The sequence below is a fragment of the Streptomyces sp. 35G-GA-8 genome (assembly GCF_023534745.1).
Lineage (GTDB): Bacteria > Actinomycetota > Actinomycetes > Streptomycetales > Streptomycetaceae > Streptomyces.
The window spans coordinates 110463-124344 of record NZ_JAMHJQ010000012.1 but is presented as its reverse complement, the minus strand read 5'-3'; the positions used below and the strand labels follow the sequence as shown (position 1 = coordinate 124344).

Sequence of the window (13882 nt, the reverse complement as noted above, 5' to 3'; positions counted from 1 at the left end):
AGGGCGGCAACGGACCGGGCCCACTTCACGAACGTTGCCAACTGGACGACGCGATCCCAGTAACAGCGCATGACGGTGCAGGAGAGACCGATGAGACTCTGCTTTCTGGTGGAGGAGCAGTACCGGCACGACGGCATGCCCGTCGAGGTGATCCACCAGCTCAGATCCTGGGGACACCACGTGGACGTGTTGCGGCCCGCCGATAGCCTGATACGGATCCCGGAGCAAGCACAGGCGGGAAAACACGATGCCTGGGTGCTCAAGACGGTGTCCGGCGGGCCGGGTCTGACCTTGCTGGAGGCGGCGGCCACTGCCGGACTGACCACCATCAACGACGCGCGGTCGATCCGCGGTGTGCGGGACAAGGTGCTGGCGGCAGCCATCGGCCGCCACCACGGACTGCCCATGCCCATGACATACGCCGCCGCGCAACAGGAAGCGCTGGGAGAGATACCGGCGGCGCAATACCCCCTCGTCATCAAGCCCGCGGACGGCAGCTCCGGAAGAGCGGTAAGGCTGGTGACCTCGCCGGAACAGCTGACCAGTCGGCACGACCGGCCACCCCGGGAAGGGATGCTGATAGCCCAGCCCTACGTGCCCAACTCGGGAGTGGACCTCAAGGTCTACAGCATCGGTGGGGAACTCTTCGCCACCCAGCGATGCTCGCCGCTGCACCCGGAGCGCACGGTCCCCGAACGGCGCGTGCCGCTGACCGCGGAAGTGGCGGCGATAGCGGCCCGGGCGGGCCGTGTGTACGGCCTGGATCTGTACGGTGTGGATGTGCTGCTCGGGCCTGACGGCCCGGTCGTCGTCGACGTGAACGACTTCCCGAGCTTCCGTCAGGTGCCCCACGCGGCAGCACGAGTGGCACGGACCGTCCTCCACCTGGCCCGCACCGGTGTCATCGCGCCCTTCGCGCCCCCCGAGGTCCTTCTGCGGCCCGGTTCGTTGCGGATCCCTGCGCAGGTTTCTGCGCTGGCTGGTGAGGTCGAATGAGGATCGGCCTGATTACCCCCCATCCCTGCCACCCCCTCCTGTCCGCCACAACGGCACTGCTGCGCCCCCGCCACGTGGTGGTATGGGCAGACCCGGGATCGTACGGTCACTCCCACAGCTTCGATGGCATCCTCCGCGACCCGCTTGCCGACGTCTACCTGCTCAAAGCGCGCACCACGCAGGCCCTGGCCCGGTCCTTGGAGCAGCGGGGAGCAACGGCGGTCAACTCGGCTGCGGCAACTGGACTGTGCCAGGACCGCACGGCGATGGCCGAACTGGCCCGTCGCGCGGGACTGCCATTCGCCCCGACCCGCGCCGTGCCCGCGCTGCGGCAGCTCGCCGACGAGGCCGGACCTGGCGGGCCGTTCGTCGTGAAGAGCCGGCACAGCCGGCGAAACGACCTCGTGAGTCGCGTTGACGACGCCACGTGTCTGAACCGTCTGTGTACGAGCTGGGCGGACGAGCCGGTGGTGGTACAGCCGTTCATCGCGAACAACGGGTGGGACCACAAACTGTGGGTCGCCGCCGACCAGATCTTCGCCGCCCTGCGCCGCTCTGAACTGACCGGTGCACACCGGGGACCGCACCTGCCGCTCACAGCCGACGACCTCCCCGACGGCTGGGCCACCCTGGCACGCGCGGTCGGCTCAGTCTTCTTCCTCGACGTGTACGGAGTCGACGTCATCGACGCGGGCGGCGGCACCCCCTTGATCGTCGACATCAACGCCTTCCCCGGCATGGGCGGACAGGAAGGCGCCCCACGAGCGGTCGCTGAACTCGCACTGCGAGCGGGCGCCGGAGCGCCTCCCACTCGGCCCACAGGGCGCCACGTGTTCTGACACCGATCCACAGTGGCTTCGTTCACGAGAACGGGCTCTGGCTCAGCTTCTATGACCGGCCACTCTGAGTGACGGCCGGGCCCCTTCGAGCCTGTGGTTTCCCGCTGATGTGCCGAGCGGTGGCCGAAGCGTCGTTCTCCAGCTGAGGGTCCGTCGGTTCACCTGCGGGAACTCGGGCCGCGCGCACGCCGTACCTTCGTCGAGCAGATACCCGCCCTGACACGCCGGCACTGCCAGCGGACCGAACGGCCGCGCTCGACCCTGGCCGCGGAGGGTCTGGCCCTCGCGGGCCGGGCCGGGGCCCGCATCGCCCGGATTCTCGGGGTGTCCGTCAGCCGCAGCACGGTGCTCCAACTGGTGGACGCCCTCCCCGAGCCCGAGTTGGCCGCCCCACGTGTGGCCGGCGTCGACGAGTACGCCACCCGCAAGGGCAGCCACTACGGCACCGTCCTGGTCGACATCGAAACCCGTCGCCCCGTCGATCTGCTGCCGGACCGGGAGGCATCCAGCCTCGCGGCCTGGCTCACCAAACGGCTGGGCATTGAGGTCATCTGCCGTGACCGTGCGCCGTTCTTCGCCGAAGGCGCCGCCGCTGGTGCACCGCAGGCCGTCCAGGTCGCAGACCGGCGGCACCTCCGGCACAATCTTTAGTCCCACCAGAAATCCCAGCGGTGGGCGCCAGTGATCCGCTCGGCATACGCGGCCAGTGTGTACGGTCTGCTGCCCTGCCAGATGTTGTCAGGGCAGAACGCAAAGTGCTCGGCTGCAACCAGCAGAGCCTCATGCTCGGTCACCGGTGGCGCGGCGATGCTGAGGTGCAGCGTGGAAAACCCGACCGCGACGACACGGGCTCCGAATCGGGTTTCCCAATCCCGGACGACCGCAGAGAATTTCGCGGTGTCGTTCTCGTAGTTGCAGGGGCCATTCCAGCCAACGGCTGTCAGCGCTTCAGCACCGGACGGTGCGGCAACCAGTCCAAGACGTGTCCGCGGGCAGTCGGTGAGGAACACCTCCGCGAACTCTGAGGCCAGTTGTTCGGGGTTCATCACGGTCTCCCGGCCGGCCGCAAGGCCGGGCCATACCTGTCCGAAGGGGGCCGTAACAGCGAGGTGCCCTTTGACGTCGAGCATGTCGTCGTCTTCATCGACGGCCGTGTAGGTCGCCCACCACTGTGCGAGGAGACCGGCAGGATCATGGCTTGCCGGGGAGGACATCTGCTCAGGGAAGACCTCCCCGGACTCCCAAGGGCGGAACTCGCCGTCGTTCGGGTCCAGCGCGTCGAGGAGCAGCGGCCACAAGCCGGAACGTGCGTGTTCGGTGTACATCCGCGTCCACAGCTCAGGCGCGGCCGGCCCGTCACTGAGCCACAAGGGCTGTCGATCTCCGTCGCCTTCATCGGATGTGACCATCCGACCGGGCGGGAGCGGGCCATCAAGGCTCGATCGGGATTCAGGGTGCATGGTCCGGATGCTAGTTCTGCGACCAATGGGTATCACTGAGAGGGTCCGAGCGTTCGACCTCGGTACTCCTGGAACTCCTCCCAGCCTGACGTATGCCCAGGGGTTATCAGGTCCCCATTCGCACAGTCGAGCACTTTGCACCGCAGAGCCTCGGCAAGACGGAAGACGTCCGTCAGCACGTCGCCGCCGGAGCCCCGGATGTGGAGCATGATCGAGTCCACCGGATCTTCCGACCCGATGGTGAGTTCGACGGACCAAGTCGGGCCGGAAAGCTCGCCCCAGACTGGGTCCGAGAGGTCGGCTTCGGGGCAAGCCAGGGTGACAGCCGCGCGTACGTCGTCGTGTCGGCCGAGCGGGTCCGGGGTGTGGTCGGCGGGGATCTCGTGCACAGAGGTGACGTCGGCGGGTAGACGTATGAGAAGGACGTCCCAGCTCATAGTGACCTTCCGGGTAGGACGGGTGCGGATCGGGGTGGGTCAGATCAGGCTGAGCTGTTCTCCTGATGGCTGCGGCAGGAGCACGTTCTGCAGGCGGCGGATGTTCGCGCGCCAGGGCCCGCCATCCGACTCGGCCCAGAGGTCCATCAGTTCGGACGGTTCGGTCATGACGCGGTCGAGGGCCTGAAGGGCGAGATCGCGCAGTCCAGTGAGATCAGGGAGGGGCTCTTCCGGCCCATAGATCGGATCGGTCGGCTCACCCCCGGGGCACTGCGCCGCGACGAGCGCGGTCGCGGCTACGGCTACCTCGGATTCTGGTGCTTCGAGGTAAGCCGCGGTGTCGATCACACGTGTGAGAGCACTGCGGACGACGCCCTCACGTTCGCCTGCGGCTACCTCATCAAGGACACCGCCAAAGTCCGCTGCGGTGTCGTTGTCGAAGGGGCCGACGTCCCAAGTACCCATGGTCTCTCCTGATCACGATGTTGACCGGTGCATCCTGACAGAGGCCACTGACAGAAGCCGTGCAGTCCAGAGCGGGGTTTCAGCCGCATGTGACTGGTCGAGACAGATGTCACCTGGCCTCGATATCCGTCACCCTCGTCAGGTCGGCGGGCTGCCAACATGCACAGACGGCCAACGACATAGTGTTCCTCCTCGCCCCCGACGACGAGACCGCTGCTGCGGGCGGAGTGGACGCGCGAGACCACGTACCGCGTGACGGACATCCCGGGCGTCGGCCACGTCGAGACCTGGGCCGAACTGGCAGACGTGAGCCTGCCGCTGGTGAGCTTCCGGGGTACGCACGTGTTCGCCGCGGACGGGGACGTACTGACCTCGGAATCGACACTGCGCTTCCGCGAACGTACTGAGATCGAGCGGGACTTGCACGAGCACGGCTTCGTCGTCGAGGACGTACGCGACGCACCCGACCGACCGGGCAGGGAGTTCGTGTTCGTGGCGCGGCGCGCTACCGCGGAGCCCGTTCCTCCCGGAATGTCCTAGGGTGCGTGCGCACCACACAGCCCCGGGCGGAGGGGCCTTTGAAGACACTCCCGGGGGCGGGGGTCTTCGCCCTTTCGGGTGAATTCAGGCCCGTTTCGCGGTTCGGGTATCTGGGGGAGCGGATGATCCGTCCTCGGGCGGTGTCCTGCGGCGGGGAAGGGGGCGCGTACACCGATGGCCAGCGGCTGAAGGTCCGGCTCGGCGAGGTGCCGCTGCCTGCCGCGTTGTCGGGGCTGCGGGTCTTGTACCGGCAGCGTGGTTGAAGGGGAGGGCACATGTCGGGGGATGAGGCCGCGTTCGGTTCGTCCGAGCTGGATGAGTCCTATGAGTTGTGTGCGGCTGAGACCGAGCAGTACCTGGCACCGATGTGGCGGGCGACCGAGGCTCTGCCCGCTGCGATCCGTCCCCACGTCCTCGCCGTGTCCGGCTTCTTGCTGCGGACCGACCGCATCGCCGACGAGGGCGGATCGCAGGCGGACCGTGTGGAGAGGTTTGCCCGGTGGCGCTCCGAGACTCTGGAGGAGCTGTGCGCGCGGCGCAGCACGCATCCGCTGCGGCGAGCGTTCGTGGATACGGTGCGGCGGTGGGATCTCGATTGCGCGGTGATCGAGGAGTTCCTCGACGCCATTGCGGACGACTGCGCTTGCCCACCCGTCTTCGAGACGTTCGCGGATCAGCGGCGCTATCTGCGGGGGATCGGAGGGACGGCCGCCGAGATGATGATGCCGCTGTTGGGCGTGAGGGGAGCGGAGGTGCTGTCCTTGGCCTCGGTGCTGGGCGAGGCGGGCCAGTTGGTGGACATCTTCGAGGACCTGCGGGGCGACCTGGCCGCCGGCCGGTGCTACCTGCCGCGTGCCGACCTGCGGCAACTGGGGCTGGAGCTCGCCGACCTCCGGCGTGGTGAACCGCGGGAGGCGCTGGATGAGCTGGTGGGCATCCAGCTCGGCCGCTGGAATGGCCTGCTGGAGCAGGCGGTGCCGGTGACCTGGATGGTGAGTCCTGAATACCAACCGTTTCTGCATGTCCTGCTGCTGGGGGCGCAGTTGCAGTTCGACGAGGTCACGCTCCGGCAGGGGCGGGTCTTCCCCGGCGGTATCGAGCCGCTGACGTCGCCCGGTGCGGTGTGCGGTCGCCCGGCCTGGCCGGACGCGGGGGTGGTGCCGGGCCATGTCGGGGTGATCATGGACGGCAATCGGCGGTGGGCCGCGCTGCGGGGCCTGCCGGCCTCCCAGGGCCACCACGCGGGCGAGCGGGCCGCGCTGCGTCTGGTCAATGCTGCCCTGCGGCTGGGGGTGCGGCACTTGAGTATTTACGCGTTCTCCACCGAGAACTGGGACCGCTCTCAGGAGGAGGTGGCCTCCTTGTTCGATGCCATGGCCGAAGGGATCGCCCGGGGCACCGAGTGGCTGCACGAGTTGGGTGTGCGGGTGCGCTGGTGCGGGCGGCGTGACCGCATCGAGCCGTCGCTCGCCTCCGAGTTGGCTCTGATGGAGAGCATGATGTCGAACAACGATGTGCTGTCGCTGACCGTCTGTGTCGACTATGGCGGACGGGAGGAGCTGACCGAAGCCGTCCGCGCGCTGGCTGCCGAGGCGGTGGCGGGGACGATCAGGCCGGAGGACATCAGCTCTGCTGATCTGGCCCGGAGCATGTACGTGCCCGACCTGCCGGACATCGATCTGCTGATCCGAACCTCCGGGGAACAGCGGATCAGTAACTTTCTGCCCTGGCACCTGGCCTATGCCGAGCTGGTCTTCGATCCGACTCCCTGGCCCGACTTCGGCCTGACGCAGTTGCGCGAGGCTGTCACGGTGTACGCGGGCCGCCGGCGCCGCTTCGGCGGCGGTCTTCCCGGCCCCGCCCGGCCGGTGGAGTCGGCCCGGACCCCCTGAGGCCCAGGCCCGACCCTCACCTCAGTGCTTCGGCGGGGTATACACGCCCTCCGCGGTCAGATACGCCACGACCGTGTCGGGCGTGAACGCGGGCGTGCCGAAGGAGGCGCTGTACGTCTCCAGCAGTTCAGGGGTGGGGTGCAACGGCACCTCGCTGAGCCGGACCCTCATCGGCTGGCCCGCCGGCACACTTTCAGTTGACAGCTTGCTCTTGTCCACACCCCACCGGAACATCTTGGAGTGCCCGACCTCGAAGCCGTTGACGGTTGCCTTTCCGGACGCCCACTCGTCCCGCAGGACGCTTTGCAGGTCGGTGATCTGGAAGTTGCTTGTCGGCGTACGGACCGCGATCCCACCTTCCAGAGCGCCGTCGCCCTTGGCCTTCGACAAGCGCTTGAGTGAGGGATCGCCCTTGCCGGAGCGTACGGGGAACCGTATCGCCGCACCACGGGAGTCCTTCACCAGCTGGGCCGGAGCCACCGCCTCGACCACGGCCCCCAACCGGTCCATCTCCGCCTGGGCCTGCTCGGTCCAGCGGACCTCGACCCAGCCGTCGGTGACCGTGCCCCACTTGTCCTCCGCGGCCGCGGACGCCGTCCCCATGAACTGAGCCAGCATGGGTCCGGCCAAAGCGGCGCCCAGAACTGATCGTCGTGTCGCGCTCATCGGTGTACACACCATCCTTCCCTGGCCGCAGAACACGGCCCAAGGATGGATGATCCGCTCCCCTCGGATACCCAGACCGAGAAACGGGCCTGAATCCACCCGAAGGGGTGAAGACCCCCGCCCCGAGCACCACACGGACACCAGCCCTCACTAGACCATTACGTACGGTTACTTGTCGCTTCGGGGACTCTGGACACCCTCACGGCAGCACTGTATGTGTCCCGTCGCAGTGCAGTTGGCGGATTCCCACTCGTTCTCGTTCGTGCTGTCGGGTTCTCTTTCGTCGCGCCCTGAGTGGCTGTCCGCTCTCATGCAGTGGCTGGTCAGGGCCTCTGCGGATCAAAATCCAGGTGCGTTTGAGCCGGTTCACGCTCGTATACTCGTGCGAGTTCATGGAGGGGGAGGTGGAGACAGTGAAGCTTGCTGAGGCACTGGCAGAACGTGCGGAGGCGACGCGCCGTGTAGAACAACTGCGAGCGCGTGTCGTCGGCAGTGCACGGTACCAGGAGGGGGAGACACCCGCCGAGGATGCAGTTCAGCTGCTGGCCGAGGTCAGTGAGGTGCTGGATGCTCTGGAAACGTTGATCCGGCGGATCAACCGCACCAATGCCACCGTGGAGATGGGGCCGGACGGCACGCTCACCGATGCCCTCGCACGCCGGGATGTCCTGCGGTTGCGTCACTCTGTGGTCACCGCGTCGGCGGACGCGGCGGCGGGTAAGGGCGATCGGGGATACGGCCGGCAGCTTCGGTCCGAGCTGATGATGCTTTCCGCGCTTCCGGTCGCAGAACTACGCGGCCAGGCGGATGCGCTCGCCCGGGAGATCCGCGAGGTCGATGTGCGGATCCAGCGTACGAACTGGGATGTCGATCTGCTGGACTGAGTAGTCCGGCAAGCTGGGACGATGTGGAGCAGGTAGCAGCTTCGGAGGCGTGCACACACCGAGGGCTGGCGGTTTTCCAGCCCACTCCTGGCGCGTGAAGAGCAACGCGGGGGTTCGAATCCCCTTATTACAGTGCAGCTCAGCACCGCGTACAGGTAACAGTGCACATCGCACAGCACATCACCACGTGCAGATCCGAGGCGGCGAGGGCGGGTTCGGGGCTTTCCACATCGCAGCGCCATGAGGAACGGCGATCTCCGACGGACACAGTTGGCGATTCTGATGGCGCTCCTACATCTATCGCGAACAAGACTTCCGCGAACGCCGGGTCGTTTGAGACCGCTGGTCACCGGCGGTCTCAAACGACCCGGCAACCGCGCAGGTCAGCAGCTCACCATGCGCCAGACGCAGCGCGCCAGGACAGTATGCGGCGACCGACGATCTACTGAAGGAGCGTCGGGACTTGAGGCCGCGGCGGCGGCCCGCCGTGGGCATCGCGCCGCAGCTCACCGACGCCGAGTTGGTCACCCTTGCGATGATGCGGGCCATGCTCGGTTTCACCTCCGAGGCCAGGTGGCTGCGGCATGCGCGGTCCCATCTGCGGCATCTCTTCCCGTACCTGCCACAGCAGCCCGGCTACAACAAGCGACTGCGCAAATACCGCACCTCGGTGTGGAGCGACGACGTCTGGATCGTGGATTCCACACCCGTGGAATGTGGCCGCTCGCGGGAAACCGTGGAACGCTCCGACCTGGCCACATGGGCCCAGTACGGGTACTGCGCCCGTCCCAGCCGCATCTTCTGGGGCCCGCCTCTGCACCTGCTGTGCGCTCTCCAGGGCATGCCGATCTCCTACGCCCTGACCGGTGCCAGGGCGGACGAGCGCACGACTGTTGCTGGACCTGCTCGCGGCCGAATCGCACCTCATCGCCATCCGGCCCGGCCAGACACTGATCGGCGACAAGAGCTACTTCGGCCGCGACTTCGAACAGGAACTCGCCCAGCAGGGCGTTCAGTTGCTACGACCGACTCGCAAGGGCGAACGGCAGCGGCCGGGCGGTTCTCTGTTCAAGCCGATGCGGCAGGTCATCGAATCGGAGAACGAGACCTTCAAGGGACGGCTCGACCTCGAACATCACCGAGGGCGCACACCCTGCGGTGTCATCGCCCGAGTCATGCAATGAATACTCGCGCTGACCGCCGTGATCTGGCACAACGACCACACCGGACAAGCCACCCTCCGTTCGCTCACCTCGTACGATTGCTGACCCCTTGGAATTGATCATCTAGGCTGCGGGGCATGAATCAGGCCATGATCAGCGGTGTGACTCCTGAGCCGACCATCCTCGACGCCATGGAGGTGACCTGCGATCCGGAGCTGGAGGTCCGGTTCGCGGAGTCGGCGCATCAGATCATGGCGGACCTGGTCGGTGGAGGTGCTGCGCTGGGCTGGGTCGAACCACCCTCGCGGGATGAGGTGGCGGATCTTCTCGGCCACGTCGTGGCTGCGGTACGGGCCGGGGATGCGGCTTTGCGGGCCGCTTACCTCGACCGTCGGCTTGTCGGGCTGGGGTACTGGCTCCGCTACGCCCGGCCGACCCATCGGCCGCACGCCGATCTTGAGAAGATCGCGGTGGACGCCGCTGCCCATGGTCGTGGTGTCGGCAGGGCGCTGACCGCTGCCTTGATCGCTGATGCCCGGCAGACGGGTATTGAGGTCCTCACTCTGGACGCCCGCGGCGACAACACCCATGCCCTGCACCTCTACCGGTCGCTGGGCTTCACCGAATACGGGCGCCTGCCCGACTTTGTCGCTGTCGGGGAACACCGTTACGACAAGGTCTTCTACATGCTGGACTTCCGTCGCCACAGCTGACCACGACCACGCACGAGAGCCCGCCGGGCGACCCGCCGGCGCTTCGCGGTCTTTCATGCGAGATGATCCCGATACGCGTGGCAGGGACGGACTGTTCGAGATCGAGCCGGGGCTGATGTTGCGGCTGCTGATCTATGGCTACACCACCGGTGTCCGTTCTTCGCGGGCGATCGAGCGCAAGTGCACCGACGACGTCGCGTTCCGGTTGCTGGCCGCCGACCACGCCCCGGAGTACCGCTCGATCGCCCGGTTCCCCCGCCGCCACCTGGACGCGATCGTCGACCTGTTCACCCAGTCGCTGCACCTCGTGACCAAGCTCGGCATGGTCACGATGGGCCGCGTCGCCCTGGACGGCACGAAACGGGAGGCCAACGCCTCGAAGCGCAAGGCGATGAGCTACGGCCGCCTGGCCCACAAGGAGGGGTGGGTCGAGGCCGAGATCGCTTTGCTGGAGGCCCAGGCCCACGCGCTGCTGGCCGATGCCGAGGACGTGGACCTGCCCGCCGAACTCGACCGCCGCGACAAGCGCCTGGCCAACTGCAGGCAGCCCGCGCGCAGATCGAGACCGAAGCCGCCGAATGGGCACGCCGCTATGCCGAGGAGAAGGGACGCCGCCGCCAGAGGCTGGCCGCCACCAGCGACGAGCAGACCGTCACCGACGCCGGACAGCAGGCCGCCGCCAAGGCGCGCTCCAAGGCCAAGGCGCAGGCCAACTTCACCGACCCCGAGTCGCGGATCATGAAGAGCAGCGACGGCGCCAAGCACCAGGTCATCACCGCCGCCGATGTGTCGACCAACCCTTCGGACGCGCTGAACCACACCACCATGCTCGACCGGTCGGCCCGGAGCAGCGGCCCGCCACGCCAAGCAGGCACTGGTCGACGCCGGATACTGCTCCGAGACCAGCTCCAACGCCGCGAGAGACCGTCAACTGGCCTGCGCCACCGATACGTTCATGGCCACCGGCCGCCTGGCCCACGACGAACAGGCTCCGCCCGCCCCGCGCGGACGGATACCAGCGGACGCCACGCTGAAGGAACGGATGGCCCGCAAGCTGCGGACCAAGCCAGACAGGCCGCTGACAGTCGCCGCAAGGCCATCGTCGAACCCGTCTTCGGCCAGATCATGACCTGCCAGAACGGCCGCCGCCTCCTCCCGCGTTGGGCCCGATCCTCCAGCGGAAGGCTTCCACGGTCGGCCTTTGCGCACCGGTTTGGTGCTTTCCCGCCGCAGCGCTGTCACGAGTTTCCCGAAACTGTCGCGGGCTCAGCCCGGTGAACGGGGCTGTCCAGGACGGCTCCGACGCCGTGATCACACCAGCCACTGCATGATCATTCCACAGCTTCGGGTTCACCTTCACCCTCCTCGAACGCGATGAGGCAGCGTTCCACCTGGTCAGCCACCTGCTCCATGAACCATTGCATGATCTTGTAGGGGATGACGTGCTCGTCAGGGCTATAGAGGCGGACGGTCGGCTCCAGATCAGGGTCCTCGTCGGGGATGAGCGCCACCAGGAAGGCCGGCCCGGGCAGATGGGTTGCCGCGTTGGGCGTCTCAGCCCACGCGGCTGGCGCGGGCACAGCCTCCCTCAGCTCCACAGCCCAGGAATCGTCGGGCAAGGCGTAGTGGAACTGGATGGCGTAGTGACGACCTGCATGTTCTCTCAGCTCTGCTGGCATGATGGCAGGCTGCCACAGCACCCGGTCACAGGCCCCGGCCAGGCGTTGGGCGGGGCAGCATCCTCAGTCCGAGTCCGGGATGCCGTGGCTATACGCCCAGTTACTTGACGCCGATGTCATGCAGTAGGCGGAGCCGCGACAACTGGTGGGTTGAGGCGGGCGAAGCCTTCTTGGCGCTGGTAAGGAAAGTACGGGTAGGGCGCTGTCTTGCCGCTCGCCGCATCGAGTTTCGCCATCTGGTCGGGCGTGAGCGTCCAGCCGATGGCACCGAGGTTCTGGCGAAGCTGGTCTTCGTCGCGGGCGCCGATGATGACGGAGGAGACCGTCGGTCGCTGCAGCAGCCAGTTGATGGCGATCTGCGGAATGCTTTTGCCGGTTTCCTGCGCGATCTCGTCGAGGGCGTCGACCACGCGGTAAAGGTGTTCGTCCTCGACCGGCGGGCCGTAGTCCGCGGTGTGGTGCAGTCGGCTGTTGGCCGGTAGCGACTGGCCGCGGCGGACTTTGCCGGTGAGCCGTCCCCAGCCGAGCGGGCTCCAGACGAGGGCTCCGAGGCCCTGATCGAGCCCGAGGGGCATCAGCTCCCATTCGTAGTCGCGGCCGATGAGTGAGTAGTAGACCTGATGCGAGACATAGCGCGGATGGCCGTATCTCTCCGCGCTCGCGAGGGACTTCATCGCCTGCCAGCCGGAGAAGTTGGAGATGCCGAGGTAGCGGACCTTCCCTGCTCGTACGAGATCGTCGAGTGTGGACAGGGCTTCCTCGATCGGCGTGCCGGCGTCAAAGGCGTGCAGCTGGAACAGGTCGATGTAGTCGGTGCCGAGTCGGCGCAGGGCGTCCTCACATGCGGTGATCAGGCGCGAACGAGAGGAGCCCGCATCGCCTGGGCCGTCGCCCATCGGCAGGCCGGTCTTGGTGGACACGATCACCTGGTCCCTGCGGCCTTTCAACGCTTTGCCCAGCACCTCCTCGGAGGCCCCGTTGGAATAGACGTCGGCGGTGTCGAACATCGTGATCCCCGCGTCGAGGCAGATGTCCACGAGACGGCGTGCTTCTTGCGCATCGGTGTTGCCCCAGGCACCGAACAGCGGGCCTTGGCCGCCGAAGGTGCCGGCGCCGAAGCTCAGCGCGGGGACCTTGAGGCCGGATGTGCCCAGCCGCCTGTATTCCATGGCTGTTCCTCTCTCGTCACTTGCCTGGCTAATGGGCTTGGAGTTCCGTTAGCGTAGGTCTCAACGTAGCAGGTGTGAGTGATTAACGAAACTGGAGTCCCGTTATGGAGTTTGAGGGTGCGGATCCGGGGACCGTCCGTCCTGGAGGGCGTACGGCGCGGGTGCGGGCGTCGGTGCTGCAAGCGGCCGGGGACGCCCTGGCGGAGCATGGCTTTGCCCACCTGGACCTCGCCGACATCGCGCGCCGTGCCGAGGTGGGCAAGACCACCGTCTACCGCCGCTGGGGAACGGTGACCAGCCTGGTGGCCGATCTGCTGCTGGACATGGCCGAGCAGTCACTGCCGCGTACCGAGACCGGCTCGCTGCTCGGCGACCTCAAGGCCAATGCCCGGCTCGTGCAGCGCACCTTGGCCGACCCGCGGCAAGGAGCGCTGTTCAAGGCAATGATCGCCGCCGCCACCTGCGAGGCGAAGGCAGCTGATGCCCTGCACCGCTTCTACGACATCCGCGTCACGGAGTGGGCACCCTGCGTCCAGCAGGCCATCGACCGGGGCGAGGTGCCTGAGGGCACCGATGTCCGCGAGGTGATCCGTGCTGTCTCCGCCCCCCTCTACTACCGCCTGCTGACCAGCAGCGACCGCCTCGACGAAGCCGCCGCAGACCAGGCAGCCGAGGCCGCTGCGGCTGCGGCGCGTGCGGGGGTATACCTCCGGGGTGACGAAGGTCGTGCGTGACCGGCTTCCCGCATCCGGAGCTGAGCGCGGGTCACCGTGCGTGATCTCCGGGGGCATAGCGTTTCCAGGTTCCTCCGGCCGCTTCGGCGAGACGGGTGGTGTAGTCGTCGTTGTAGCCGAGCATGCGGGCGACCACGGGGGCGGGGGCCTGGAGTACGAGGGGGCGGATCGCCGACGTGCGTCCTCGGTGGGTGGGGAAGCCCAGGTCGCGGAGGCGAGTTTCGAGGGTGCCCGAGGTCATGGGT

Annotated in this window: 15 protein-coding genes and 3 pseudogenes; 10 read left to right on the top strand and 8 right to left on the bottom strand. The window is 67.3% G+C overall.

Annotated features, from left to right (window positions below; genetic code table 11):
- Window positions 1-90: 90 nt before the first annotated feature.
- The 3 genes from M1203_RS26860 (at window position 91) to M1203_RS26850 (ending at window position 2486) form a co-directional block, all read left to right on the top strand.
- Window positions 91-996 carry a RimK family alpha-L-glutamate ligase gene (locus tag M1203_RS26860; RefSeq protein ID WP_249952386.1) on the top strand — a complete coding sequence of 302 codons (906 nt, stop codon included), beginning with the start codon at window positions 91-93 and terminating at the stop codon, window positions 994-996.
- A complete protein-coding gene (locus M1203_RS26855; RefSeq protein WP_249952385.1) occupies window positions 993-1835 on the top strand; it encodes a RimK family alpha-L-glutamate ligase in 843 nt (280 codons plus the stop codon). The genes M1203_RS26860 and M1203_RS26855 overlap by 4 nt, the downstream gene beginning before the upstream one ends.
- 324 nt (window positions 1836-2159) lie before the next feature.
- A complete protein-coding gene (locus M1203_RS26850; RefSeq protein ID WP_249952384.1) occupies window positions 2160-2486 on the top strand; it encodes a transposase in 327 nt (108 codons plus the stop codon).
- Here the strand turns inward: M1203_RS26850 and M1203_RS26845 are convergent.
- Genes M1203_RS26845 through M1203_RS26835 form a run of 3 tightly spaced genes read right to left on the bottom strand, consistent with a single transcriptional unit; the run spans window position 2483 to window position 4197 of the window.
- Complete coding sequence (locus M1203_RS26845; RefSeq protein ID WP_249952383.1) at window positions 2483-3295, bottom strand: DUF4253 domain-containing protein; 813 nt, start codon at window positions 3293-3295, stop codon at window positions 2483-2485. The two genes, M1203_RS26850 and M1203_RS26845, sit on opposite strands and share 4 nt — an antisense overlap.
- 32 nt (window positions 3296-3327) lie before the next feature.
- Window positions 3328-3732, bottom strand: coding sequence for a hypothetical protein (locus M1203_RS26840; protein ID WP_249952382.1), 405 nt, complete (start codon window positions 3730-3732; stop codon window positions 3328-3330).
- A gap of 39 nt (window positions 3733-3771) precedes the next feature.
- Window positions 3772-4197 carry a DUF4259 domain-containing protein gene (locus M1203_RS26835; protein WP_249952381.1) on the bottom strand — a complete coding sequence of 142 codons (426 nt, stop codon included), beginning with the start codon at window positions 4195-4197 and terminating at the stop codon, window positions 3772-3774.
- Between the two features lie 222 nt (window positions 4198-4419).
- Between M1203_RS26835 and M1203_RS26830 the strand changes: the two are divergent.
- Window positions 4420-4737, top strand: a pseudogene (locus M1203_RS26830) (SAM-dependent methyltransferase); the annotation flags it as partial.
- A gap of 275 nt (window positions 4738-5012) precedes the next feature.
- A complete protein-coding gene (gene uppS, locus M1203_RS26825) occupies window positions 5013-6629 on the top strand; it encodes a polyprenyl diphosphate synthase (protein ID WP_249952380.1) in 1617 nt (538 codons plus the stop codon).
- Window positions 6630-6650: 21 nt separating this feature from the next.
- Here the strand turns inward: uppS and M1203_RS26820 are convergent, their stop codons facing one another.
- On the bottom strand, window positions 6651-7247 hold the full coding sequence (locus M1203_RS26820; RefSeq protein ID WP_249952379.1) for a hypothetical protein: 597 nt from the start codon (window positions 7245-7247) through the stop codon (window positions 6651-6653).
- A gap of 461 nt (window positions 7248-7708) precedes the next feature.
- Here M1203_RS26820 and M1203_RS26815 point away from each other — a divergent pair, with 461 nt between their 5' ends.
- The 4 genes and pseudogenes from M1203_RS26815 (at window position 7709) to M1203_RS39295 (ending at window position 10797) form a co-directional block, all read left to right on the top strand.
- The gene (locus tag M1203_RS26815; protein WP_249952516.1) at window positions 7709-8179 is read left to right on the top strand and encodes a DIP1984 family protein; all 471 of its coding nucleotides are present in this window, start codon (window positions 7709-7711) and stop codon (window positions 8177-8179) included.
- A gap of 445 nt (window positions 8180-8624) precedes the next feature.
- A pseudogene (locus M1203_RS26810) lies at window positions 8625-9447 on the top strand (IS982 family transposase).
- Between the two features lie 44 nt (window positions 9448-9491).
- On the top strand, window positions 9492-10055 hold the full coding sequence (locus M1203_RS26805; RefSeq protein WP_249952378.1) for a GNAT family N-acetyltransferase: 564 nt from the start codon (window positions 9492-9494) through the stop codon (window positions 10053-10055).
- Between the two features lie 55 nt (window positions 10056-10110).
- On the top strand, window positions 10111-10797 hold the full coding sequence (locus tag M1203_RS39295; protein WP_374404067.1) for a transposase: 687 nt from the start codon (window positions 10111-10113) through the stop codon (window positions 10795-10797).
- A 421-nt stretch (window positions 10798-11218) separates the two neighbouring features.
- Here the strand turns inward: M1203_RS39295 and M1203_RS39085 are convergent.
- From M1203_RS39085 to M1203_RS26785, 3 genes and pseudogenes are all read right to left on the bottom strand, one after another.
- Window positions 11219-11379, bottom strand: a pseudogene (locus tag M1203_RS39085) (IS5/IS1182 family transposase); the annotation flags it as partial.
- Window positions 11380-11386: 7 nt separating this feature from the next.
- Window positions 11387-11734: a hypothetical protein gene (locus M1203_RS26790; protein ID WP_249952377.1), complete on the bottom strand. Its 348-nt coding sequence runs from the start codon at window positions 11732-11734 to the stop codon at window positions 11387-11389.
- Between the two features lie 116 nt (window positions 11735-11850).
- Complete coding sequence (locus M1203_RS26785; protein ID WP_249952376.1) at window positions 11851-12903, bottom strand: aldo/keto reductase; 1053 nt, start codon at window positions 12901-12903, stop codon at window positions 11851-11853.
- A gap of 104 nt (window positions 12904-13007) precedes the next feature.
- Here M1203_RS26785 and M1203_RS26780 point away from each other — a divergent pair, with 104 nt between their 5' ends.
- A complete protein-coding gene (locus M1203_RS26780) occupies window positions 13008-13637 on the top strand; it encodes a TetR/AcrR family transcriptional regulator (RefSeq protein ID WP_249952375.1) in 630 nt (209 codons plus the stop codon).
- Between the two features lie 31 nt (window positions 13638-13668).
- On the opposite strand, the gene M1203_RS26775 is transcribed toward M1203_RS26780, so the two are convergent.
- Window positions 13669-13878, bottom strand: coding sequence for a hypothetical protein (locus M1203_RS26775; protein WP_249952374.1), 210 nt, complete (start codon window positions 13876-13878; stop codon window positions 13669-13671).
- Window positions 13879-13882 lie beyond the last annotated feature (4 nt).

Excerpts from the sequence above, each read along its gene's own strand:
- M1203_RS26855 (WP_249952385.1), top strand. The coding sequence starts at position 993 with ATGAGGATCGGCCTGATTACCCCCCATCCCTGCCACCCCCTCCTGTCC.
- M1203_RS26820 (WP_249952379.1), bottom strand. The coding sequence starts at position 7,247 with ATGCTGGCTCAGTTCATGGGGACGGCGTCCGCGGCCGCGGAGGACAAG.
- uppS (WP_249952380.1), top strand. The coding sequence starts at position 5,013 with ATGTCGGGGGATGAGGCCGCGTTCGGTTCGTCCGAGCTGGATGAGTCC.
- M1203_RS26785 (WP_249952376.1), bottom strand. The coding sequence starts at position 12,903 with ATGGAATACAGGCGGCTGGGCACATCCGGCCTCAAGGTCCCCGCGCTG.
- M1203_RS26835 (WP_249952381.1), bottom strand. The coding sequence starts at position 4,197 with ATGGGTACTTGGGACGTCGGCCCCTTCGACAACGACACCGCAGCGGAC.
- M1203_RS26790 (WP_249952377.1), bottom strand. The coding sequence starts at position 11,734 with ATGCCAGCAGAGCTGAGAGAACATGCAGGTCGTCACTACGCCATCCAG.
- M1203_RS26775 (WP_249952374.1), bottom strand. The coding sequence starts at position 13,878 with ATGACCTCGGGCACCCTCGAAACTCGCCTCCGCGACCTGGGCTTCCCC.
- M1203_RS26840 (WP_249952382.1), bottom strand. The coding sequence starts at position 3,732 with ATGAGCTGGGACGTCCTTCTCATACGTCTACCCGCCGACGTCACCTCT.
- M1203_RS26860 (WP_249952386.1), top strand. The coding sequence starts at position 91 with ATGAGACTCTGCTTTCTGGTGGAGGAGCAGTACCGGCACGACGGCATG.
- M1203_RS26805 (WP_249952378.1), top strand. The coding sequence starts at position 9,492 with ATGATCAGCGGTGTGACTCCTGAGCCGACCATCCTCGACGCCATGGAG.
- M1203_RS26845 (WP_249952383.1), bottom strand. The coding sequence starts at position 3,295 with ATGCACCCTGAATCCCGATCGAGCCTTGATGGCCCGCTCCCGCCCGGT.
- M1203_RS26780 (WP_249952375.1), top strand. The coding sequence starts at position 13,008 with ATGGAGTTTGAGGGTGCGGATCCGGGGACCGTCCGTCCTGGAGGGCGT.
- M1203_RS39295 (WP_374404067.1), top strand. The coding sequence starts at position 10,111 with ATGCGAGATGATCCCGATACGCGTGGCAGGGACGGACTGTTCGAGATC.